Genomic DNA, 22,555 nt, shown 5'->3' with positions numbered 1-22,555 from the left:
CCGGGCACCTCCGCGCAGCGGCGAGAGGCAGGTCCTGCAGAGGGAAAAGGATCAACGCCTCGGCCTCAGGGGCGCCGGCCAGGCAAGGCCGGCTTCGATCGCGATCGCGATCGTGGTCAGGACGCCGCTGAGACCGTCGTCGGCGACGACGTCACCCGCCTCCTCGACGGATGTCTCCGGTGCATGTCGCGCGAAGGCGCCTCACTGCGTGACGAGCACCGCCACCCCGGTGATCCGTCCCGCCGCCAGATCGGCCAGGGCCTGGTCCGCCCGCTGCATCGGGTAGCGCGTCACACGCACGGTGGGCCGCAGCCGCGCCGCTTCGGCGAGGAAGGCGCGGCCGTCCTCGCGGGTGTTGGCGGCGACGCTGAGCACGGTCCGCTCCTGGAACAGGTGCCGGTCGTAGTCGAGCGGGGGGACAGCACTCAGATGGATCCCCGCGATCGCGAGCGTGCCGCCGCGGTCCAGGGCCTCGAGCGCCACCGGCACCAGGCTCCCGGCCGGGGCGAACAGGATCGCGGAATCCAGCGGCTGCGGTGGCGCGACGGGTCCGGCGGACGCGGCCCCGAGCTCCAGCGCCAGCCGCTGCGCCTGTGGCGAGCGGGTGACGACGTGGACTTCCGCGCCCCGGGCGATGGCGAGTTGGGCGGTCAGATGCGCGGACGCGCCGAAACCGTAGATGCCGAGCAGGCCGCCCTGCGGCAGGGCCGCCCGCTCGAGTGCCCGGTATCCGATGATGCCCGCGCACAGCAGGGGCGCGGCGTCCTCGTCGCTCCACCCCTCCGGGAGGTGGTAGGCGAACCGGGCGTCCACCAGCATGTGGCCGGCGAATCCGCCGTGGATGTCCCAACCGGTGTAGCGCGAACCGGGGCACAGGTTCTCCCGTCCCGTACGGCAGTAGCGGCACTGGCCGCAGGTGCCGGCCAGCCAGGCGGCCCCCGCACGCTCGCCGACGCCGAAGTCGTCGGCCTCCGCCCCGGTGGCGATCACCTCGCCGACCACCTCGTGTCCCGGGGTGCAGCGCGGTGTGTGCGGCGCCAGGTCGCCCTCGGCCAGATGCAGGTCGGTCCGGCACACGCCGCACGTACGGACGCGCAGCAGCAGTTCGTACGGGCCGGGGCCGGGGGTCGTGCGCTCCGTGCGGCGCAGTGGCGCGGACGTGATCGGCCCTGGACGCTCGACCACCCAGGCGGGCGTCGTCACTCGGCTCGCCGTCACAGGGCTCGGGGCTGCCGTCATCGTCCTCCTGTCGGTGCCGGGTCCGCGCCGGGCGTCATGGGCCGGCCCGCGGTCCGGTGACCGCCACCTGGGCGGGGCACAGAAGCTGGTCGCCGACCCGGTATCCGGAGCGAAGGACCGCGGTGCAGACGGGGTGTTCGAACCGGTCACTGCGGTCGTACGAGACGGCCTCGTGCACGACCGGGTCGAAGGGCTCGCCCACCGCGCCGACGGACTGCAGGCCCAGGCCCGCCAGTTCCGTTTCCAGCGCCTCGACCACGCGCGCGAAGCCGCCGGTCACGTCGCCCTGCTGCCTGGCCTCGGCGATCGCGTCGAGTACGGGCAGCAGCCGGCCGAGCACATTGGCCACGGCGATCTCGCGGACCGCTTGCCGGTCCCGGTGCACCCGCTTGCGGTAGTTGTCGTACTCGGCCTTGAGTCGCTGCAGATCGGCCGTGCGCTCCTGCAGCTCCGCGCGGAGCCCCTGCTCAGGCGGCGGCGACGCGTCGCGGGCCCGGTCCTCCCCCTCCGTACCGCGAGTGGCGCCGTCTCCCGGCCCGGCCGGGACGAGCATCAGCGGTGGTCCGGGGTGGCTGCGGACGTCGGTCGGGCGGTTCATCCCGCGGCTCCCTCCTGCTTGTCGTCGCGCCTGTCCTCGTCGACGATCTCGGCGTCGACGACATCGTCGTCGGCCTTCGCCCGGGAGGCACCGGCGTCACCGGTACCGCCCGCGGCCTGCCGGCTCTGCGCGTCGGCGTACATGGCCTGGCCGAGCTTCTGGGAGACCGCCGCAAGCCTCTCGGTGGCGGTGCGGATCTCCGCTGTGTTGTCGCCCTCGGCGGACTCGCCCTTCAGCTTCTCCTTGAGCTCGGTCACCGCCGTCCCGACCTCGGTCCTGATCTCGCCGGGGACCTTGTCCTCGTTGTCCTTGAGGAACTTCTCGGTCTGGTAGACGAGCTGCTCGGCCTGGTTGCGGGTCTCGGCGGCCTCGCGGCGGCGGTGGTCCTCCTCCGCGTACTGCTCGGCATCCCGGACCATCCGGTCGATGTCGTTCTTCGGCAGCGAGGAGCCGCCGGTGACGGTCATCTTCTGCTCCTTGCCCGTGCCCAGGTCCTTCGCGGTCACGTGCATGATGCCGTTGGCGTCGATGTCGAAGGAGACCTCGATCTGCGGGACACCGCGCGGCGCCGGCGGCAGGCCGGTCAGCTCGAACATGCCGAGCTTCTTGTTGTACGCCGCGATCTCGCGCTCGCCCTGGTAGACCTGGATCTGCACGGACGGCTGGTTGTCCTCGGCCGTCGTGAAGATCTCCGAACGCTTCGTCGGGATCGTCGTGTTGCGCTCGATGAGCTTGGTCATGATGCCGCCCTTGGTCTCGATACCGAGGGACAGCGGGGTCACGTCCAGAAGAAGGACGTCCTTGACCTCACCCCTGAGAACGCCGGCCTGGAGCGCGGCGCCGATGGCGACGACCTCGTCCGGGTTCACACCCCGGTGCGGGTCCTTGCCGGTGAGCTCCTTCACCAGGTCGGTGACCGCGGGCATCCGGGTCGAACCGCCGACCAGGATCACATGGTTGATGTCGGGGAGCTTGATCCCCGCGTCCTTGATCGCATTGTGGAACGGCGTCTTGCACCGGTCCAGCAGGTCCGCGGTCAGCTGCTGGAACTGGGCCCGCGTGAGCTTCTCGTCCAGGTGCAGCGGGCCCTCGGCGGACGCCGTGATGTAGGGCAGGTTGATCGTCGTCTCGGTCGACGACGACAGCTCGACCTTCGCCTTCTCCGCGGCCTCGCGCAGCCGCTGCGTGGCCATCTTGTCCTTCGTCAGGTCCACGCCGTACGCGTTCTTGAACTGCTTCACCAGATGGTCGACGACGCGCTGGTCCCAGTCGTCACCGCCCAGATGCGTGTCGCCGTTGGTGGCCTTCACCTCGACGACGCCGTCGCCGATCTCCAGCAGCGAGACGTCGAAGGTGCCGCCACCGAGGTCGAAGACCAGGATCGTCTGGTCGTTCTCCTTGTCCAGCCCGTACGCGAGTGCGGCGGCGGTCGGCTCGTTGACGATGCGCAGGACGTTCAGCCCGGCGATCTTCCCGGCCTCCTTGGTCGCGGTGCGCTGGGAGTCGTTGAAGTACGCCGGGACGGTGATGACCGCGTCTGCCACGTCCTCGCCGAGGTAGGACTCGGCGTCGCGCTTCAGCTTCTGAAGGACCCGTGCGGAGATCTCCTGCGCGGTGTAGCGCTTGCCGTCGATGTCGCCGGTATCCGGGAAGCGCCAGTCGGCCTCGCCCATGTGGCGCTTGACCGACCGCGCGGTGCGCTCGACATTGGTCACGGCCTGCCGCTTCGCGACCTCACCGACCAGCACCTCGCCGTTCTTCGCGAAACCCACCACCGACGGGGTGGTCCTGGCGCCCTCGGTGTTGGTGATGACCGTGGGCTCGCCCGCCTCCAGAACGCTGACGACGGAGTTCGTCGTACCGAGGTCGATTCCCACTGCACGTGCCATGGCTCTCTCCTCAGCCTGCAGGTCCGCTTGGCAGCAGGTCGCGGCGCTCTCACCCGCTGCTATGGATGTGACCTCCTTCACAAACTGGATAGAACGTACCGATGCCCCTGTCAAGATGCTCCCATTCGGGGCATCTGCGAAAGTCGTGCGGTCGTGCGGTCGTGCGGTCCTGCGGTCCTGCGGTCGTGCGGCTCGGCGACCGGGGTCGTCAGCGGGCGACCGCGAGGACGGTCAGCTTGCGCCAGTCCAGCCGCGGCCGGGCGCAGGGCACCCCGGGCCGGTGACGGGGTACCCGTACGCGCAGTGCGCCCGGCTTGATGGTGCAGCGCACGGGGGTCGGCAGGGTGAGCGCCTCACCGTCCAGGCCCACGGGGATCTCCGGGGCGTCGGCGTCCACGACGACCTCGCGGGCCGTGAGCGCGGTGAGACCGGACGATCGATCCCCGCGCAGCAGTGTCGCGGCCTGTGCCGCGCTGCCCACGGTGATGCCGAGCATGCCGAGGGCACCGGTGTCCAGCCGGTCCCTGCGCCCGAGCGCGGCCGGGTCGCCCAAGTGGTACGGGTTGTTGCTCACCAGTACCGCCTGCGGGGCGTCGATCGTGACGTCCGATGCGCGCACGGTCAGCCGCGGTCCCACCCGCTGCGTCAGTACGTCCGGGAACAGGTCGAGCGTGGTGCGCAGCTTGTCCGCGCGGTACGCGTCGCTCTGCACCACCTCCGCATATGCGCCGAACGACGCGGTGTTGACGAACACCCGGTCACCGACGACGCCGAGGTCGACGCGGAGTTCGACCCCGTCGGTCAGCGCTTCCAGGGACGCGGGGGGATCGTCCCTGTCGAGCCCGAGGTCCAGCGCGAAGTGGTTGCGGGTGCCCGCGGGCACCACCAGGAACGGGATGCCGTGCTCCGCGGCAACGCCGGCAACCAGTGCCTGGGTACCGTCCCCGCCTGCCACCCCGAGCAGGTCCGCGCCCTCGGCGACGGCCTCACGCGCGAGGGCCGCCACATCGGTCTGCCGGTCCGGATCCAGCAGCGCGACCTTCGCCCCGGCGCTCTCCGCCTTCTCCTTGAGCCCGAACCGCTCCACCTTTCCGTCGCCGGAGCGGGGGTTCATGATCAGGAACGGCCGTACGGGGCGCGGCGTTCCGTACGCGGGCTGGGCCTTGTGCTCACCGGCCGAGGCGAGCGCCGACCACCCGGCACCTGCCGCCAGCATCCCCAGCGCGAGACAGAGCACCACCAGCCAGAGCAGCCGCGAGGCGATCGTCAGCCAGATCACCGCCACCGGCACCGCCACTGCCAGCGCGACGGCGCAGGCCCGCACCAGGCCCCGCCGCGTCAGCGCCCACCACAGGGCCGCGGCCGTGACAGCCGTGCCCGCCAGTGCGATCGCCACCAGGCTGATGCCCCTGAGCCCCGCGACCAGGACGAGCAGGGCCACCGCGGTGACCGCTGCCACGATCGCCAGTCGCGCGGACCAGCGTTGCGCCCTCGCCGCAGGAGTCCTCCGGTCACCGCCCACGTCCATGACTCCCTCCGGTCGCGTCCTGCCCGTAGAGCCATTGCACCGCCGAGCGCCGGATGGTGCCTCCCCACGGGGCGGCCCGCCGGCCTGCCCTCCGGAGCGCAAATGGCGATCATCCGGAAGCGCTGCGACCATGATCCTGTCAGTGGACCGTACGGAGGTAGCGCCGAGAAAGGGAAGCTCCGCCGGACCGTCGGACACTGACGGCGACCGGACGCCAGGCGTCCGGCCTCCGATGGGATCCGACGAGATCCGAGAGGATCCGAAGGCAACGGCAGGAGGACGGCGATGGACAGCAGTGTCTACCTCGCGTACGACTATCCGGTTCTGGGCGCGTTCTGGACCGTGATGTGGATCTTTCTCTGGGTGATGTGGCTGGTGCTGCTCTTCCGGATCATCGTGGACATCTTCCGCGACCACGACATGAACGGATGGGTCAAGGCCGCCTGGCTGCTCTTCGTGCTGATCATCCCCTTCCTCGGTGTGCTGGTCTATGTGATCGTGCGCGGCAAGGAGATGGGGAAGCGGGAGATCCAGCACGCCCAGGAACAGCAGGAAGCCTTCAACGCCTACGTCCGTCAGACCGCCAAGGGGGCGGCCCCGGGGGAGGAGTTGGCGAAACTCTCCGAACTCAAGGCCAAGGGCGACCTGACCGAAGAGGAGTTCCAGCGGGCCAAGCAGAAGCTCCTCAGCTGATCCGGTCCCGACCGGGCCGAGTCGTGCCCGAGGCTGTGCCGAAGCGCGCGGCACGCGACACCCCGAAGTGTGGAATCCCGAGGTGTGGAATCCCGGAGTGCGGGGTCCCAGGGTGCGGGTGCCATAGGGTGCCGCTCTGTGAACAGACACATACCCTTCGATCGGTTGCACAACTTCCGTGACCTGGGCGGATATCGCACCGAGGACGGCCGGCACCTGGTCCGGTGGGGACGGCTCTACCGCTCCGACTCGCTCGGCGGACTCGGCCCCGCCCAGGGGGAGCCCGACCGGGCCCGCTTCGAGGCCCTCGGCATCCGGACGGTCATCGACCTGCGTTACCCCTGGGAGATCGAGGGCAGGGGCGCGTCCCCGCTCTCCCCGGGCTCACCTACCACAACCTGAGCATCGAGCACCGTCCCTACGACCAGGCCGCGTTGGCGCCCGAGGTCGACCCCGGACCGTATCCGGCCGAGCGGTACATGGAGGTTGCCGAGGACGGCGTCAAGGAGATCCGCCAGGCCCTCGACGTCATCGCCGCGGACGGTGGCGGCCACGGAGGACCGGTGGTCTTCCACTGCGCTTCGGGCAAGGACCGCACCGGGCTCATCGCCGCTCTCGTGCTGTCCCTGGTCGGTGTCTCCGAGGACGACATCGTCGCCGACTTCGCTCTGACCGAGCTGGCCACCGATCGTCTCCTCGCCGACTGGCGGGCGGCCAACCCCGGCCGTGAGCCCGCGTGGCCCGGCTACGGACGCGCACCCGGCTCTGTCATGCGGCTGTTCCTGGCCGCCCTCGCGGAGACGTACGGCTCCGTACGCGCCTACGCCGCCGGGCAGCTCGGCATCGACGACGCTTTCGTCGCCACCCTGCGCGCACAGCTGCTCGTACCGGCCGGCGAACCGGAACTGACCTTCCGGCGCGCGGACGAGGGCGATGTCGACGAACTCGTACGGCTGCGCGACGACGCCGCACGGTGGCAGCTGGCACAGGGGATCGACCAGTGGAAGCCGGGCCGGCTGGGCGAGGAACACTTCCGGGCACGGCTTCGGGACGGCGAGGTGTGGATCGCGGCCCTCGGTCACGGTCCCGCGGCGCCTGTGGCAGGCGCCTGGGAGCTGTGGTGGGACGACCCGGCCGCTTGGGGTCCGCAGCCGCCCGTGGCCGGTTCCACCGGCTGATGGTCGACCGGGAGGTCGCGCCGCCGGGCACGGGACGGCGGCTGCTCGCCGAGGCGGAACGCCGTATCGGGGAGGCGGGCCGGGCCCTGTGCCGGCTCGACTGCCTCGCCGGCAACTCCAGGCTGCGGCGCTACTACCAGGACGCGGGATACGCCGTTGTGGGCGAGGTCGCCGCCAAGGACGGCGGGACCGGGGACCCGTACGCCGTCACGCTCTTCGAGAAGCCGTCCCCGAAGCTGTCACCGTCCGGCGGCGGGGAGCCGGAGGCGCTTCACTGAGCCTGCGGACGGCCGATGCGCAGCGCCTCCAGCATCCGTGACAGGGCTGCCCTCGTGTCGGCCAGGTCCCCGGCGTTCCCCTCGGCCGCCAGCCACAGGGCCGCCTCGTTCATCGCGCCCGAGAGCAGGTGTGTGAGCGGGGCGACGGGCTGCCGCTCGATGGTGCCCGCCTCGATCAGTGCGGTGAGAGCCTCTTCCAGATGGCGGGCCGCGTTCGCCTCGTCCAGGGCCCGCCATTCGTTCCAGCCCAGGACCGCCGGCCCGTCGACGAGCATGATCCGCTGGATCTCCGGGTCGGTCCCCGCGCTGAGAAACGCCTGGCAGCCCGTGGTCAGTTGGTCCCATGGGTCGGCCTCGGCCTCGGCGGTCGCCGCGACCCGCTCCGCCACTTCCTGCTGCACCTGCTCCAGCACCGCCCGGAACAGCTCCGCCTTGCCCGCGAAGTGGTGGTAGAGCGCGCCCTTGGTGACCCCGGCGGCGCTCACGATCTCCGCGAGGCCCACCGCCCCGTAGCCCTCGGCCGCGAACCGACGCCTGCCTTCGCGCAGCAGCGCCTGCCTGGTCTGCTCCCGCTGCTGCGCCCTGGTGGTCTGCGGCATCGTGCGTCGCCCCTTCCGTTGACATACCGATGGTACGCGAAATAGCCTCCCTTCGCATACCGCCAGTATGTGAATGGAGAAGGCGCCATGCTGACCAGCTTCTATCCGGTGATCTGCACCTCTCGGCTCCAGGAGTCCCGCGACTTCTACACCGGGCTGATGGGGTTCGAGACCACGTTCGAGGCCGACTGGTACGTCAGCCTGAAACGCCCGGGGACGCTGCCGTACGAGCTCGCGCTGCTCGACGCCACGCATCCGACCCTCCCCGAGGCGTACCGCACCCCGGTGCGAGGTCTGCTGCTCAACTTCGAGGTGGTGGACGTGGACGCCGAGTGGGAGCGCCTCGTCGTCCTCGCCGGGCTGAAGCCCGAGCTGGATCTGCGCAGTGAGGACTTCGGCCAGCGGCACTTCATCGTCGCCGACCCCAACGGCGTCCTCATCGACGTCATCACGCCGATCGCGCCCTCCGAGGACTTCGCCGGGCAGTACACGGACGCCTAGTCGCCCCACGGCACCCGCACCCGAACAGGTGAGGACAACGCGCGCGCCGAGCGCGGTACGGGCTGCAATGAACGGGTGACCGCGACCCGCGTGCCCGCGACGACTCCCGACGACTGTCTCGCGCGCAACGACTGGATCTGCGGCGAGTACCTGTACACCCGCCGCGCGATCCTCTGGGACGCGGTCGTCCAGCACCTCCAGCTGACCCTGGCTGCCATCGCCCTGGCGGTGCTGCTGGCCGTGCCCCTCGCCGTCGCGGCACGCCGCTGGCGCCTGGCGGCAGGACCCGTCCTCGCGGTGACGACGATTCTCTACACGATCCCGTCGCTCGCGATGTTCTCGCTGCTCCTCCCGGTGTACGGACTGTCCGCATCGCTCGTCGTCACCGGACTCGTCCTGTACTCCCTCACTCTGCTCGTACGGAACATCCTCGCCGGCCTGCGCGGCGTGCCCGAGGAGACCCGGCAGGCCGCACGCGGCATGGGGTACGGGCCTGTCCGCATGCTGCTCACCGTCGAGATGCCCCTCGCCCTGCCGGCGGCCATGGCCGGGCTCCGGATCGCCACGGTCTCCGCCGTCTCCCTCGTCACGATCGGCGCGATCGTCGGCTTCGGCGGCCTCGGCAACCTCATCTACTCGGGGATGAACACCTACTTCAAGGCGCAGGTGCTCACCGCCTCCGTGCTCTGCGTGATCATCGCCGTCGTCGCCGATGTCGCGCTCCTCGGCGTGCAGCGGCTGCTCACCCCCTGGACGCGGCAGGGGAAGCGGAGCGGGCGGACCGCCGCGTGAACACGCTGGCGCAGACCTGGGACTGGCTCACCAGCTCCGCCAACTGGTCGGGCGACAACGGCGTCTGGCACCGGCTCGGCCAGCACCTCTATCTCACCGCCGTCTGCCTGGTCATCAGCTGCGCGATCGCGCTGCCCGTCGCCCTCGTCCTCGGCCACCTCGGCAAGGGCGGCGCGCTCGCCGTGAACATCTCCAACGTCGGCCGCGCCGTACCCACCTTCGCCGTCCTGGTCCTGCTCCTGCTCAGCCCCATCGGTACCTGGGGTGACTGGCCGACGATCATCGCGCTGGTGCTGTTCGCCGTGCCGCCGCTGCTCACCAATGCCTACGTCGGGATGCGCGGCGTCGACAGGGACGTCGTGCGGGCCGCGCGAGGCATGGGCATGACCGGCTCTCAGATGCTGTTCCGCGTCGAGCTCCCGCTCGCGATGCCGCTGATACTCACCGGCGTACGGATCGCCGCCGTCCAGCTCGTCGCCACCGCCACGATCGCCGCACTCGCGGGCGGCGGCGGGCTCGGCCGGATCATCACGGCGGGCTTCAACCTCGCCTCGACCCCGCAGGTCGTCGCGGGCGCCATCCTCGTGGCCGTCTTCGCGCTCATCGTCGAGGCCGTCTTCGAGCTCGTCGAGCGGCTGGCACCGGCATGGGGGAGGGAAGCCGGATGAGGAGGCGTCTCGGCCACCGCGCGCGGGTCGCGCCCACGCTGGTCGTCGGCGCCCTGATCGCCCTCGGCGGCTGTACCACAGGTCCGTCCCTGGAGAACCGGGCGGAGGTGACCGGATCGCCCGGCGACAGCAGGCATCTGACCATCGGCTCCGCCGGATTCACCGAGAGCGAGCTGCTCGCCCAGATGTACTCCCTCCTCCTCGAACGCGCCGGCTACCGGACCAGGATCATCTCGGTCACCAACCGCGAGATCTACGAACCCGCCCTGGAGAGCGGCCAGATCGACGTCGTACCGGAGTACGCGGCGACGTTCGCGGACTGGCTCAACGCCAAGGTCAACGGTCCCGGGGCGCCGACCGTCGGTTCGCCCGACGTCGGCACCACCATGACCGCCCTGCGCTCCCTCGCCGCCCCGCGCGGCCTCACCGTCCTCGACCCGGGCCGGGCCGTCGACCAGAACGCCTTCGCCGTCAGCAAGGCCTTCGCCGAACGGCACCACCTGAAGACCCTCAGCGACCTGGGACGCTCCAAACAGCCCGTACGCCTCGCGGCGGGCGACGAGTGTGTCCGGCGGCCGTACTGCGCCCCCGGGCTGAAGGAGACGTACGGCATCGACATCACCGGGATCGACCCCAAGGGTGTCGGCACCACCCAGGCCAAACAGGCGGTCCAGTCGGGACAGGACCAGATGGTCCTCACCACGACGACGGACGCGACACTCGACGACTTCGGCCTCGTCCTGCTCGCCGACGACAAGCACCTGCAGAACGCCGACTACGTCGTCCCCGTCGTCAACCGCCGGCGGGCGGGCAGCGCAAGCGTGACCAAGGAGCTGGACAAGCTGAACTCCGTCCTGACCACGGCCGACCTCGCCCGGCTCAACGAACAGGTGGACAGCCGGCGCAGGCTGCCCGAGGACGTCGCCAGGCAGTATCTGGAGTCCAAGGGGCTGCTGCCGCGTTGAGCGGCTCCCCGTGCGCCGGGACGAGCGGGCGCGTATTCCCTTCCGGTCGGCCACGAGCCGGATCGCTCGCCCCCGGCCGCGGTCTCACACGTCCGGCGGCGGTCTCACGCGTCCGGCACCGAGTCGAACTCCACCTCGTCCCGCGCCACGCCCCGCACGTCCGCGTCCACGGAACGGCGCAGCGCCTCATGCAGTTTCGCCGGGGTCAGCACGCCGGCCAGGCGGGCCCCGTCCACCACGGCGACCCACCCCGCGTCGTGCTGGAGCATCTCGCTGAACGCCTGCTTCAGGGGTGCCCCCAGCGGTACCCAGGCCTCCATCCGGCGGGCCAGATCGCCGACCGTGCCGTGTTCGCCGGCGATCGACAGGGCGTCCGCGGAGACCCAGCCGTGCAGATCGCCCCCGGCGCCGAGCACCACCGCCCAGCGCGCGTCGTCGGCCCGCAGCCGGGCGGCCGCCGCCGCGGCCGGCTCGTCCAGACGGGCGACGGGCGGCTCCTCCAGGTCGTCGGCCTCGATCCGGGTGACCGAGAGCCGCTTCAGCCCGCGGTCCGAGCCGACGAACTGCGCGACGTAGTCGGTCGAGGGAGCGCCCAGCACAGCCCCCGGGGTGTCGAACTGCTCGATGCGGCCCTGCCCGTACACGGCGATGCGGTCACCCATCCGCACCGCCTCCTCGATGTCGTGGGTGACCAGCAGCACCGTCTTGCGGACCGTCGCCTGGAGGCCCAGGAACTCGTTCTGCAACCGCTCCCGCACCACCGGGTCGACCGCGCCGAACGGCTCGTCCATCAGCAGCACCGGGGGATCGGCCGCCAGCGCACGGGCCACGCCGACCCGCTGGCGCTGGCCGCCCGAGAGCTGGGCGGGATAGCGCAGGCCGTACGTCTTCGGGTCGAGCCCCACCAGATCGAGGAGCTCCGCGGCCCGGGCACGGGCCTTCGCCTTCTTCCAGCCGATGAGGGAGGGGACCGTCGCGGTGTTGTCGAGGACCGTCCGGTGCGGGAAGAGGCCCACCTGCTGGATGACGTATCCGATCCGGCGGCGCAGCTTGACCGGGTCGACGCGGGAGATGTCCTCGCCGTCGACCAGGATGCGCCCGGACGTCGGTTCGATCAGCCGGTTCACCATCATCATCGTGGTCGTCTTGCCGCAGCCGGACGGGCCCACAAGAGTGACCAGTTCGCCTTCGGCCACCTCGAAGGACAGGCCGTCCACGGCGGTCGTGCCATCCGGGTAGACCTTGCTGACCTCCTCGAACCGGATCATGCGTCCACGCTAGGCGGGGCGAGCGCGGGACGCACCCGGCCGGGCCCGGGGCGGAGCCGCCGGGAGAAGGCCGGGGGAGGCCCGGGGGAGGGCCGGGAGCGGGGCGCCCACGACCCGCGCGCCCGCACCCGCGCGGTCACACCCCTGAACGCCGGTTCTTGTCATGACCCTTGCGAGAGTTCGCGCGGGGCTGCTATCCACTTGGTTAGGAAAGTTTCCTTCCAATCCGGTTTCCTTCCCATCCCCTCCATCCCCCCACATCGTGGAGACCTCCATGAGATCGGCACGCTCCCTGTCACGCCCTCTCGCCGGTGCCGCAACCGCCCTCGCCGCTCTGCTCATCGGCCTCGCCACGGCACCCGCGGCACCCGCCTCCCCCGCCGAAGCGCTCGCTCCTGCCGCCGCCGTCACTCATGAAGCCGAGAACGCGGTCGTCTCCCAGGGCGCCGTGGAGTCCAACCACACCGGCTTCACCGGCACCGGATTCGTCAACTACGCCAATGCCGCCGGGTCCTCCGTCGAGTGGACCGTCGACGCCGCCCAGGCCGGCAGCGCCACCCTCACACTCCGGTACGCCAATGGCACGGCCACCAACCGCCCCATGGACATCACCGTCAACGGAGCGGTCGTCGCCGACGAAAAGGCCTTCGGCGGCACCGGCGCCTGGACCACCTGGGCCACCGCGAGCCTCACCGCCCAGCTCAAGGCGGGCACCAACACCATCCGGGCCACCGCCACCACCGCGAACGGCGGCCCCAACGTCGACCATCTCGCCGTCGACACCGCACCCCCCTCCGGCGGAAGGACCCCCGTCGAGACCAACGGACAGCTCACGGTCTGCGGCACCAAGCTGTGCAACCAGTACGGCAGACCCGTCCAGCTGCGTGGCATGTCCACCCACGGCCTGCAGTGGTACAGCCAGTGCGTGACGTCCGGCTCGCTGAACGCCCTGGCCACCGACTGGAACGCGGACGTCCTGCGCATCTCCATGTACATCCAGGAGGGCGGCTACGAGACCGACCCGCGCAGGTTCACCGATCTGGTCCACTCGATCATCGACCAGGCCACCGCGCGTGGCATGTACGCGATCGTCGACTGGCACATGCTCGACCCCGGCGACCCGCACCACAACCTGAGCCGCGCCAAGACGTTCTTCACCGAGATCGCCCAGCGCCACAGCGGCAAGAACAACCTGCTCTACGAGATCGCCAACGAGCCCAGCGGCGTGAGCTGGTCGACCATCAAGAGTTACGCCGAACAGCTCATCCCGGTCATCCGCCAGCAGGACCCGGACACTCCCGTCCTGGTCGGCACCCGCGCCTGGTCCTCGCTGGGTGTGTCCGAGGGCGCGGACGAGACCGAGGTCGTCGCCAACCCGGTGAACGCCACCAACATCATGTACACCTTCCACTTCTACGCCTACTCGCACCGGGACGAGTACCTGAACACCCTCTCCCGGGCCGCCGACAAGCTGCCCGTGTTCGTCACCGAGTTCGGCACCCAGAACTACGCCGGTGAGGGCAGCAACGACTTCGCCATGTCCCAGCGCTACATCGACCTGATGGCGGCCAAGAAGATCAGCTGGGTCAACTGGAACTACTCCGACGACCACCGCACCGGCGCCGTCTTCCAGGCCGGCACCTGCAACAGCAACGGCCCCTGGACCGGCACGGGCCCGCTGAAGCCCGCCGGTGTCTGGGTGCGCGACCGGATCAGGACCGCGGACGACTTCCCGACCGGCTGATCCGCCTCGGCGCGACCCCCCGCCCGCCCATGTGATGCACTGGGCGGGCGGGGGCGTACCACCAGGGACACAGAGCAGGAGCAGCATTGACCAGCTACCGGCAGCCGGGCCTCGTCCTCACGGACCGCCACTTCACGGTCCCGCTCGACCACGCCCACCCGGCAGGGGAACAGATCCGGCTGTACGGCCGCGAGGTCGTGTCGAGCGCGCGGGCCGGGGCCGAGCTGCCGTGGCTGGTCTACCTCGAGGGCGGTCCCGGCTTCGGCGCACGGCGCTTCCCCGGCAAGCAGGCCTGGCTCGGTCGCGCCGTCCAGGAATTCCGGGTGCTGCTGCTCGACCAGCGCGGCACCGGGCTGTCCACCCCCGCCAACCGGCAGACACTGCCGCTGCGCGGCGGCCCGAAGGAGCAGGCGGAGCATCTCGCGCACTTCCGCGCCGACAGCATCGTCCAGGACTGCGAGGCCATCCGGCGCCAGCTCACCGGCGGGGCCCGGTGGACGGTGCTCGGCCAGAGCTTCGGCGGCTTCTGCGCCACGCACTATCTGTCGACCGCTCCGGAGGGTCTGCGGACCGTGCTCATCACGGGCGGTCTGCCTTCGCTCGACGCCCGTGCCGAGGACGTGTACCGGGCCGCGTACCCGCGCATCCAGCGCAAGGTCGAGGCCCACTACGCCCGCTACCCGCAGGACGTCGAGCGGGCCCGCCGCATCGCCGGTCATCTCGCCGAGCACCGGCCCGTGCTCCCCGGTGGATACGTGCTCACGCCTGAGGCGTTCCAGTCACTGGGCATCCAGCTCGGCACCGGGGACGGCAGCCACCAGCTGCACTATCTGCTGGAGAACGCCTTCGTGGCAGGAGCGGGCGGGGACGAGCTCTCCGACACCTTCCAGGAGGGCGTGCTCGCGGCCCTTTCCTACGCCGCGCATCCGCTCTACGCCGTCCTGCACGAGGCGATCTACGCCCAGGGCGAGGCGCCCACGGCCTGGGCGGCCGAGCGCGTCCGCGCCGAGTTCCCGCAGTTCGACGCGGCGAAGACGCCGGCCGATGACGGACCGCTGTTCTTCACCGGCGAGTCCGTCCACCCCTGGCACTTCGAGACCGACCCCGCCCTGCGCCCCCTGCGCGAAACCGCCGAACTGCTCGCCGCCCGCACCGACTGGCCGCCGCTCTACGACGCGGAGCGGCTCGCGGCCAACGAGGTCCCGGTCGCCGCGGCGATCTACCACGACGACATGTACGTCGACACGGCCCACTCGCTCGCGACCGCCCGGGCCATCCGCGGACTGCGCACCTGGGTCACCGACGAGTACGAACACGACGGCGTCCGGGCCTCCGGCGCCCGGGTCCTGGACCGGCTGCTCGCCCTCGTACGCGACGAGGTGTAGCCCCCGCCCTTACGGATACGCTGCGGTCATGACCGAACCTCAGCTCGAACCGATGCCGGACGACTGGGAGCGCGCCCTCGCCGTGGTCGCCCATCCCGACGACCTCGAGTACGGCTGCGCCGCGGCCGTCGCGGGCTGGACGGACGGCGGCAAGGAGGTCGCGTATCTGCTCGCGAGCCGCGGCGAGGCCGGGATCGACAGGCTCGAGCCGGCCGTCTGCGGACCGCTGCGCGAGCGGGAGCAGCGGGCGAGCGCGGCCGTCGTCGGGGTGTCCACGGTGGAGTTCCTCGGTCGCCGGGACGGCGTCATCGAGTACGGCACCGCGCTGCGCCGGGACATCGCCGCGGCGATCCGAAGGCACCGGCCCGAACTGGTCGTCACCCTCAACCACCGGGACACCTGGGGCCCCGCCGTCGGTGGGGCCTGGAACACTCCGGACCACCGAGCCGTCGGCCGCGCCACGCTGGACGCGGTCGCCGACGCGGGCAATCGGTGGATCTTTCCCGAACTCGGCGCCGAGCAGGGCCTGGAGCCGTGGAGCGGCGTGCGCTGGGTGGCGATCGCGGGCTCCGCGACGCCCACGCACGCCGTGGACGCCACCGCGGGACTGGAGCGTTCCGTGCAGTCCCTCATGGAGCACCGCAGCTACATCGAGGCACTCACCGACAAGGCCCCCGAGGACTACTGCCGGGACTTCCTGTTCGGCACCGCCCGGGCCGCGGCCCCGCGTTTCGGCGGGCGGCCCGCCGTGACCTTCGAGCTCTTCAGCTTCCAGCAGTTCTGACGTACCGTCAGAGCATGCGTGGGGGCGGGCGATGATCGACACACTGGACCGGGAGATCGCCGAGGGCGAGGAACGGATACGGCTCGACGTCGAGGAGCACGGCATCGGCGTCCTCACCCTCTGCCGGCCGGACAAGCTCAACGGCTGGAGCTGGGAGTCCAGCCGCCAGCTCGGCCTGATGGCCGACCGGATCCGCTTCGACGAACGCATCAGGGCGGTCCTGCTGCGCGCCGAGGGCCGCGCCTTCTGCGCGGGGATCGATGTCACCGCTCCCGGCGGCGCGATCACCGGCCGTTCGGCGGCGGAGCGCACCCAGGGCTACTACGAGGGCATCCGCTGGGTCCACGAACGCTTCGCCGCCTTCGCCCGGCTGCCCCAGCCGGTGGTCGCCGCCGTCCAGGGCTACTGCCTGGGCTTCGGCTTCGAGCTGGCCCTGATGGCCGACATCCGGATCGCCGCCGATGACGCCGTCCTCGCCCTGCCCGAGGCGGCGGTCGGCGTCGCCGTCGACGCGGGCGGCGATCTGCGCCTCGCGCGCGACGCGGGTGCGGGTTGGGCCAAGTACCTCGCGCTGACCGGCCGGCGCATCGACGCGCCGACCGCGCACCGCCTCGGCATCCTCCAGCTCGTCACCTCCCCCGATGAGTTGGAGAGGGAGGCGCGGGCCGCGGCTGACGCGATCGCGGCGAACGCCCCGCTCGCCGTCCGCGCCGTCAAGCGGAACATCGATGCGTACGCCGACGCGGGGCTCGCCGCGGCCCTCGACCGTACGGCCCTGAGCGCGGCCCTGACGCTCACGTCCGAGGACGCCCACGAGGGGTACGCGGCCAGGGCCGCCCGCCGCCCACCCGACTTCGACGGTTGCTGACGGCTGCCTGCGGGCGCCGGACAACGAGCCCGGCAGAGGACCTCACCCCTCGAACCGCCCCCGGCCGAGCTGCTCGCGCACCGTCACGACCGGACCGTTGACCAGGGCGCGCCGCTGCCAGTTCGCCCCGTCCACCACCAGCGTGTGCCCGGTGATGTACCGCGCGTACGGCGAGGCGAGGAAGGTCGCCGCCCAACCCAGTTCGCGGGGCAGGCCCACCCGCAGCGCGGGTTGCCGTACGGCCATGTCGTGCGCGCGGTCGAGGCCGGCCCGGATGTCCGCCGTCATGTCCTCGTGCGGAACGAGCCCCGGCACCAGCCCGTTGACCTGGATCCCGTACGGCCCCCACTCCACGGCGAGGGTCTCGACGAGGCTCTTGACCCCGGCCTTGGCCGCCGCCGAGTGCGCGAAGCCAGGGCCGCCCGTCCACGCGTACGAGGCCCCGACATTGATCACCGAGCCCGCTGCCCGGGCGGCCAGACGGCGCCTGGCGAACTCCCGCGTCATGAACCAGGTGCCGGTGAGCGTGATGTCGACGACCGCCCGCCAGGCGTTCGGGGACAACTCCTCGGCCGGGGCGGGGAAGTTCGCGGCCGCGTTGTTCACCAGGACGTCCGGCAGCCCGCACGCCGCCTCCGCCGTGTCGAAGGCCGCGGCGACCTGCTCCGGCTCGCGGATGTCGCCGACGGCCACCGCCACCCGCCCGCCGAAGCCGCTCAGCTCCTTGCGCGCCGCCTCCAGACGCTCCGCGTTCCGCGACACGATCACCAGATCGGCGCCGAGCCGCGCGAACTCCTCCGCGATCGCCCTGCCGAGCCCCGACCCGCCCCCGGTCACCAGCACCACACGGCCCTCGTACGTGCCCGGCGGCAGTGCGCTCGCCCCGAGCGGGGGAGGGGCGGGCAGTCCGGGCAGCGGGTCGTCGTGTCCACTCTCGTCCGTCATGCCGCATCGATAGCGGCTGCCGGCCGAAACCTCCATGCCCGTGCGCGAGACGGCCGCGAGACGGCCGCGAGACGGCAGCGCGAGGCGGCAGCGCGACGGGGGCGGTAGGGTCCGCGGCGTGAACCGAGCCCGCGGCACCGGCCCCTTCGCCTTCCGGTAGGTACCCCAGGACGGTCCTGGGGCGTCCACGGAGGCACACGTGTCCCGCACCGCCCACCACATTCCCAGCCGCCACGACGACCTCGGCCGCACCTGGGAGGAGCGTCACCGCGCGCGAGCGATCCGCGCACTCGCTCTGTCCTCCCTGCGATACGACCGGCGCGAGGAGACCCTCGCAGGCGCCGAGGGCCGGCGTGCCCGGCCGCAGCTCGTACGAACCGGCTTCGCGATCTACACCTACGACCGCGCGCATCGCTCCGCGCGGACCGGATTCGCGGCCAACCGGGCCGAGCGCAGCGCCCGTCGTTCCGTACGCCTGCGCTGCGCCGAGATCCGGCGCACGCACCGCGCCGGCGGTGCCACCGATCTGGATGTGCCGCAGACCCGGCACCGGCACGGCGCTCTGTGGTGAGCGTGCGACGGGCCGGTCGCGCAGTGGCGTGTTTGACACGTCACGTTGCTGTTTCTGCAATGGACTCCATGACGCACAACGACGACGACGCCTCCCTCGATGCCGTGCTGAGCGAGGTGGGCCCACGGCTGCGCCGTATCCGGCACGAGCGCGGGGCCACCCTCAGCGCACTCTCCGAGGCCACCGGAATCTCCGTGAGCACCCTCTCCCGCCTGGAGTCCGGTGGCCGAAAGCCCAGTCTCGAGCTGCTGTTGCCCATCGCCCGCGCCCACCGGGTCCCGCTGGACGAACTGGTCGGCGCCCCGCCCGTGGGCGACCCCCGGGTCCGGTCGAAGCCGATCGTCCGGTACGGGCGGACCATGTTTCCGCTGACCCGCAGGCCGGGTGGACTCCAGGCGTACAAGGTGGTGCAGGAGGCCGGGCGGCACGTGCCCGAACCGCGTACGCACGAGGGCTACGAGTGGGCGTACGTGCTCTCCGGGCGGCTGCGCCTGGTCCTCGGCGAGCACGATGTGGTGCTGGGTGCGGGCGAGGCGGCGGAGTTCGACACCCGGGTGCCGCACTGGTTCGGGTCCACGGAGGACGGGCCGGTGGAGTTCCTGAGCCTGTTCGGGCCGCAGGGGGAGCGGATGCATGTACGGGCGCGGCCGAAGAGCGGCTGAGAAGCTGTTCCCACAGGGACAAGCGACCGCTTAGTATGCTGATCGAGCAGTGGAGCAGTGGTAGGTCCGACAACCGCGGAGGCCCCGAAATGCAGGCATGGCGAGTGCACCGGAACGGCGAGCCGAGCGAGGTGATGCGCCTTGAGGAGACCGACCGCCCGGAGCCGGGCGAGGGACAGCTCCGGCTGAAGGTGCGCGCCGCGAACATCAACTTCCCGGACGCGCTGCTCTGCCGCGGCCAGTACCAGGTGACGCCGCCGCTGCCGTTCACCCCCGGCGTCGAGGTCTGCGGCGAGACCGAGGACGGCCGGCGGGTCATCGCCACGGCCGCCCTGCCGCACGGAGGCCTTGCCGAGTACGTCGTCGCGCACGCCGCCGCCGTGCTCCCCGCGCCGGAGGCGCTGGACGACGCGGAGGCCGCGGCCCTGCACATCGGCTACCAGACCGGCTGGTTCGGGCTGCACCGCCGGGCACACCTCCAGGAGGGCGAGACCCTGCTCGTGCACGCCGCGGCGGGCGGTGTCGGCAGCGCGGCCGTACAGCTCGGCAAGGCGGCGGGCGCCAGGGTCATCGGTGTCGTCGGCGGGCCCGACAAGGCGGCCGTCGCCCGCGAACTGGGCTGCGACGTCGTCATCGACCGGCGCAGCGACGACATCGTCGCCGCCGTCAAGGAAGCCACCGGCGGGCGCGGAGCCGACGTGATCTACGACCCGGTCGGCGGCGACGCCTACGCCAAGTCCGCCAAGTGCGTGGCGTTCGAGGGCCGCATCCTGATCGTCGGATTCGCGAGCGGCACCATCCCCAGCCCGGCACTCAACCACGCCCTCGTCAAGAACTACTCGATCGTCGGGCTGCACTGGGGCCTCTACAACCACAAGGACCCGCGGTCCGTCCTGCGCTGCCACGAGACCCTGACCGAATATGCCGCCAAGGGCCTGATCAAGCCTCTCATCAGCGAGCGGGTCGCCTTCGTGGACGCCGCCGGCGCCGTGCAGCGCGTCGCCGACGGCACCACGACCGGCCGCCTCGTCGTCGTCCCGGAAGGAGCCGCCTCATGACCGATGCCGCCGAACTGCGCGAGCGCACACGCACGTTGCTCGCCGAGCATCCGCCCGCCACCACCGACCGCACCGACTTCCTCCGGGCCCGCTTCGACGCCGGACTCGCCTGGGTGCACTACCCCGTCGGGCTCGGCGGACTGGACGCGCCCCGCTCCCTCCAGGCCGTCGTCGACGCCGAACTCGACGCCGCCGGCGCGCCCGACAACGATCCCCGCCGGATCGGCATCGGCCTCGGCATGGCCGCGCCGACGATCCTCGCCTACGGCACCGAGGAGCAGAAGCGGCGCTTCCTGCGGCCTCTCTGGGTCGGCGAGGAGGTGTGGTGCCAGCTGTTCAGCGAGCCCGGCGCCGGCTCCGACCTGGCCGCGCTCGGCACCCGCGCAGTCCGGGACGGGGACGACGGCGACTGGACCGTGGACGGCCAGAAGGTGTGGACGTCGAGCGCGCACCTCGCCCGCTGGGCCATCCTCATCGCCCGCACCGACCCCGACGCGCCCAAGCACCGCGGCATCACGTACTTCATCTGCGACATGACCGACCCCGGAGTCGACGTCAGGCCGCTGCGCCAGATCACCGGCGAGGCCGAGTTCAACGAGGTCTTCCTCACCGGCGTCCGCATCCCCGACGCCCACCGCCTCGGCCCCGTCGGGGACGGCTGGAAGGTCGCCCGGACCACCCTCATGAACGAGCGCGTCTCGATCGGCGGCATGCGCATCCCACGTGAGGGCGGAATGATCGGCCCCGTCGCGCGCACCTGGCGCGAGCGCCCCGAACTGCGCACCCACGACCTCCACCAGCGTCTGCTCACCCTGTGGGTGGAGGCAGAGGTCGCCCGGCTCACCGGCGAACGGCTCCGCCAGCAGCTCGTCGCGGGCCAGCCCGGACCCGAGGGCTCCGGGATGAAGCTCGCGTTCGCCCGTCTCAACCAGGAGATCAGCGGGCTGGAGGTGGAACTCCGCGGCGAGGAAGGGCTGCTGTACGACGACTGGACCATGCGCCGTCCCGAACTCGTCGACTTCACGGGCCGCGACGCCGGCTACCGCTATCTGCGCTCCAAGGGCAACTCCATCGAGGGCGGCACGAGCGAAGTGCTGCTCAACATCGTCGCCGAGCGCGTGCTCGGCCTGCCGCCCGAGCCGCGCAACGACAAGGACGTCGCCTGGAAGGACCTGACGCGATGAGCACCCAGCCGGACCTGCTGTACTCCGAGACCGAGGACGACCTGCGCGCCGCCGTGCGCTCACTCCTCACCGACCGGTCGCAGGCGTCCGCCGTGCTCGCCCGCGCCGAGACGGGCGAGCCGTACGACGCCGGGCTGTGGACCTCGCTCGCCGCCGACATGGGCACGGCGGGCCTGCTCGTGCCCGAGAAGCTCGGCGGCCAGGGCGCCACGCACAGGGAGGCCGCGGTCGTGCTGGAGGAGCTGGGGCGGACGGTGACCCCGGCGCCGTACCTCAGCAGCTCCGTCATCGCCACCGAGACCCTCCTCGCCCTCGACGGCGAGGCCGACGAGGTCGCCGACCTGCTCAAGCGCCTGGCCGGCGGCCGTACGGTGGCGGTCCTCGCGCTCCCGCTCTCCACCGCCCCGGGCGCGGGCCTTCCCGAAGGAGAGACCGTGACCGGCGTCGCGGACGCGGTGACCGCCGACGTCCTGCTGGTGCCGAGGCCCGACGGGCTGCACGCGGTGGAGCGCGCCGACGCCACGGTCGTACCGCAGACCGCGCTCGATCTGACGCGCCCGCTCGCGTCCGTCACCGTCGGGGACGCGGCCGGAACGCGGCTCGCGGACGCCGGGACGGCCGCCGCCGCCGTACGCCGAGGTCTGCTCGCCGGCGCCGGTCTGCTCGCGTCCGAGCAGCTCGGCGTCGCAGAGTGGTGCCTCGAGGAGACCGTCCGGTACACGCGCGAGCGCCACCAGTTCAACCGGCCCGTCGGCTCCTTCCAGGCGCTCAAGCACCGGATGGCGCAGCTCTGGCTGGAGGTCGTGCACGCACGCGCCGCCGCCCGCAACGCCGCGGACGCACTAGCCACCGGAAGCGCCGAGGCCCCGCTCGCCGTGTCGGTCGCGCAGGCCTACTGCTCCCGGGTCGCCGTGCACGCCGCGGAGGAGTGCGTCCAGTTGCACGCCGGCATCGGCATGACCTGGGAACACCCCGCGCACCTCTACCTCAAGCGCGCCAAGGCGGACGAGATCGCCCTCGGCACGCCCGGCCGGCACAGGGAGGCGCTGGCGGAACTGGTGTCGCTGCCCGCTCCCCGGTGAACCGGAACCGGTAGCAGGGCGCTGCCACCCGCCGTGGCCGCCGCGGCACCGGCCGGAAACCCCGGCCGGCTCCGCG

24 protein-coding genes are annotated in these 22,555 nt (G+C 71.7%); 17 read left to right on the top strand and 7 right to left on the bottom strand.

Translation table 11 applies throughout. The features are described from left to right. Positions 1–201: 201 nt before the first annotated feature. The 4 genes from ACWCP0_RS09530 to ACWCP0_RS09515 all read right to left on the bottom strand — a co-directional run bounded on the left by ACWCP0_RS09530 (position 202) and on the right by ACWCP0_RS09515 (position 5,254). The gene (locus tag ACWCP0_RS09530; protein ID WP_451078275.1) at positions 202–1,239 is read right to left on the bottom strand and encodes a zinc-dependent alcohol dehydrogenase family protein; all 1,038 of its coding nucleotides are present in this window, start codon (positions 1,237–1,239) and stop codon (positions 202–204) included. Between the two features lie 34 nt (positions 1,240–1,273). Beyond that, positions 1,274–1,837, bottom strand: coding sequence for a nucleotide exchange factor GrpE (grpE, locus tag ACWCP0_RS09525; protein ID WP_451078274.1), 564 nt, complete (start codon positions 1,835–1,837; stop codon positions 1,274–1,276). Then, entirely contained in the window at positions 1,834–3,726 is a 1,893-nt protein-coding gene (gene dnaK, locus ACWCP0_RS09520) for a molecular chaperone DnaK (RefSeq protein ID WP_451078273.1), read from the bottom strand. The genes grpE and dnaK overlap by 4 nt, the downstream gene beginning before the upstream one ends. A gap of 208 nt (positions 3,727–3,934) precedes the next feature. Continuing rightward, on the bottom strand, positions 3,935–5,254 hold the full coding sequence (locus ACWCP0_RS09515) for a diacylglycerol/lipid kinase family protein (RefSeq protein ID WP_451078272.1): 1,320 nt from the start codon (positions 5,252–5,254) through the stop codon (positions 3,935–3,937). 285 nt (positions 5,255–5,539) lie between these two features. On the opposite strand from ACWCP0_RS09515, the gene ACWCP0_RS09510 reads away from it, so the two are divergent. The 4 genes from ACWCP0_RS09510 (at position 5,540) to ACWCP0_RS09495 (ending at position 7,403) form a co-directional block, all read left to right on the top strand. Next, complete coding sequence (locus tag ACWCP0_RS09510) at positions 5,540–5,947, top strand: SHOCT domain-containing protein (RefSeq protein ID WP_451078271.1); 408 nt, start codon at positions 5,540–5,542, stop codon at positions 5,945–5,947. A gap of 138 nt (positions 5,948–6,085) precedes the next feature. Continuing rightward, positions 6,086–6,349: a tyrosine-protein phosphatase gene (locus ACWCP0_RS09505; RefSeq protein ID WP_451078270.1), complete on the top strand. Its 264-nt coding sequence runs from the start codon at positions 6,086–6,088 to the stop codon at positions 6,347–6,349. Further along, positions 6,289–7,125: a tyrosine-protein phosphatase gene (locus tag ACWCP0_RS09500; protein WP_451078300.1), complete on the top strand. Its 837-nt coding sequence runs from the start codon at positions 6,289–6,291 to the stop codon at positions 7,123–7,125. Before ACWCP0_RS09505 ends, ACWCP0_RS09500 begins: the two co-directional genes overlap by 61 nt. Next, positions 7,125–7,403 (top strand): GNAT family N-acetyltransferase, encoded by a 279-nt coding sequence (locus tag ACWCP0_RS09495; protein ID WP_451078269.1) that lies wholly within the window; start codon positions 7,125–7,127, stop codon positions 7,401–7,403. Before ACWCP0_RS09500 ends, ACWCP0_RS09495 begins: the two co-directional genes overlap by 1 nt. Here ACWCP0_RS09495 and ACWCP0_RS09490 read toward each other — a convergent pair. After that, positions 7,397–8,002 (bottom strand): TetR/AcrR family transcriptional regulator, encoded by a 606-nt coding sequence (locus ACWCP0_RS09490; protein WP_451078268.1) that lies wholly within the window; start codon positions 8,000–8,002, stop codon positions 7,397–7,399. The genes ACWCP0_RS09495 and ACWCP0_RS09490 overlap by 7 nt on opposite strands. Before the next feature lie 87 nt (positions 8,003–8,089). Between ACWCP0_RS09490 and ACWCP0_RS09485 the strand changes: the two genes are divergently transcribed. The 4 genes from ACWCP0_RS09485 to ACWCP0_RS09470 all read left to right on the top strand — a co-directional run bounded on the left by ACWCP0_RS09485 (position 8,090) and on the right by ACWCP0_RS09470 (position 10,928). Then, entirely contained in the window at positions 8,090–8,503 is a 414-nt protein-coding gene (locus ACWCP0_RS09485; RefSeq protein WP_451078267.1) for a VOC family protein, read from the top strand. Between the two features lie 75 nt (positions 8,504–8,578). Then, positions 8,579–9,295: an ABC transporter permease gene (locus ACWCP0_RS09480; RefSeq protein ID WP_451078266.1), complete on the top strand. Its 717-nt coding sequence runs from the start codon at positions 8,579–8,581 to the stop codon at positions 9,293–9,295. Beyond that, a complete protein-coding gene (locus ACWCP0_RS09475) occupies positions 9,292–9,963 on the top strand; it encodes an ABC transporter permease (RefSeq protein ID WP_451078265.1) in 672 nt (223 codons plus the stop codon). The genes ACWCP0_RS09480 and ACWCP0_RS09475 overlap by 4 nt, the downstream gene beginning before the upstream one ends. Further along, positions 9,960–10,928 (top strand): ABC transporter substrate-binding protein, encoded by a 969-nt coding sequence (locus ACWCP0_RS09470; RefSeq protein ID WP_451078264.1) that lies wholly within the window; start codon positions 9,960–9,962, stop codon positions 10,926–10,928. The genes ACWCP0_RS09475 and ACWCP0_RS09470 overlap by 4 nt, the downstream gene beginning before the upstream one ends. Positions 10,929–11,032: 104 nt before the next feature. Here the strand turns inward: ACWCP0_RS09470 and ACWCP0_RS09465 are convergent, their stop codons facing one another. Then, on the bottom strand, positions 11,033–12,196 hold the full coding sequence (locus ACWCP0_RS09465) for an ABC transporter ATP-binding protein (RefSeq protein ID WP_451078263.1): 1,164 nt from the start codon (positions 12,194–12,196) through the stop codon (positions 11,033–11,035). Positions 12,197–12,470: 274 nt separating this feature from the next. On the opposite strand from ACWCP0_RS09465, the gene ACWCP0_RS09460 reads away from it, so the two are divergent. From ACWCP0_RS09460 to ACWCP0_RS09445, 4 genes are all read left to right on the top strand, one after another. Further along, positions 12,471–13,940 (top strand): cellulase family glycosylhydrolase, encoded by a 1,470-nt coding sequence (locus ACWCP0_RS09460; RefSeq protein ID WP_451078262.1) that lies wholly within the window; start codon positions 12,471–12,473, stop codon positions 13,938–13,940. A gap of 86 nt (positions 13,941–14,026) precedes the next feature. Then, positions 14,027–15,325: an alpha/beta fold hydrolase gene (locus ACWCP0_RS09455; RefSeq protein WP_451078261.1), complete on the top strand. Its 1,299-nt coding sequence runs from the start codon at positions 14,027–14,029 to the stop codon at positions 15,323–15,325. Positions 15,326–15,353: 28 nt separating this feature from the next. Further along, complete coding sequence (locus ACWCP0_RS09450; protein WP_451078260.1) at positions 15,354–16,109, top strand: PIG-L deacetylase family protein; 756 nt, start codon at positions 15,354–15,356, stop codon at positions 16,107–16,109. Between the two features lie 31 nt (positions 16,110–16,140). Further along, on the top strand, positions 16,141–16,977 hold the full coding sequence (locus ACWCP0_RS09445; protein ID WP_451078259.1) for an enoyl-CoA hydratase/isomerase family protein: 837 nt from the start codon (positions 16,141–16,143) through the stop codon (positions 16,975–16,977). Positions 16,978–17,019: 42 nt separating this feature from the next. Here the strand turns inward: ACWCP0_RS09445 and ACWCP0_RS09440 are convergent, their stop codons facing one another. Continuing rightward, the gene (locus ACWCP0_RS09440) at positions 17,020–17,922 is read right to left on the bottom strand and encodes an SDR family oxidoreductase (RefSeq protein WP_451078258.1); all 903 of its coding nucleotides are present in this window, start codon (positions 17,920–17,922) and stop codon (positions 17,020–17,022) included. A 199-nt stretch (positions 17,923–18,121) separates the two neighbouring features. Between ACWCP0_RS09440 and ACWCP0_RS09435 the strand changes: the two genes are divergently transcribed. From ACWCP0_RS09435 to ACWCP0_RS09415, 5 genes are all read left to right on the top strand, one after another. Continuing rightward, the gene (locus tag ACWCP0_RS09435; RefSeq protein WP_451078257.1) at positions 18,122–18,493 is read left to right on the top strand and encodes a hypothetical protein; all 372 of its coding nucleotides are present in this window, start codon (positions 18,122–18,124) and stop codon (positions 18,491–18,493) included. A gap of 68 nt (positions 18,494–18,561) precedes the next feature. Then, a complete protein-coding gene (locus tag ACWCP0_RS09430) occupies positions 18,562–19,155 on the top strand; it encodes a helix-turn-helix domain-containing protein (RefSeq protein ID WP_451078256.1) in 594 nt (197 codons plus the stop codon). A gap of 89 nt (positions 19,156–19,244) precedes the next feature. Next, positions 19,245–20,213 carry an NADPH:quinone oxidoreductase family protein gene (locus ACWCP0_RS09425; RefSeq protein WP_451078255.1) on the top strand — a complete coding sequence of 323 codons (969 nt, stop codon included), beginning with the start codon at positions 19,245–19,247 and terminating at the stop codon, positions 20,211–20,213. Further along, on the top strand, positions 20,210–21,397 hold the full coding sequence (locus ACWCP0_RS09420; protein WP_451078254.1) for an acyl-CoA dehydrogenase family protein: 1,188 nt from the start codon (positions 20,210–20,212) through the stop codon (positions 21,395–21,397). Before ACWCP0_RS09425 ends, ACWCP0_RS09420 begins: the two co-directional genes overlap by 4 nt. Beyond that, positions 21,394–22,479 (top strand): acyl-CoA dehydrogenase family protein, encoded by a 1,086-nt coding sequence (locus ACWCP0_RS09415; RefSeq protein ID WP_451078253.1) that lies wholly within the window; start codon positions 21,394–21,396, stop codon positions 22,477–22,479. The genes ACWCP0_RS09420 and ACWCP0_RS09415 overlap by 4 nt, the downstream gene beginning before the upstream one ends. Positions 22,480–22,555: the final 76 nt, after the last annotated feature.

This window comes from Streptomyces sp. NPDC001970 (assembly GCF_053594115.1).
The sequence above is the reverse complement of the archived record's forward strand: the minus strand, read 5'-3'. Positions and strand labels throughout refer to the sequence as shown.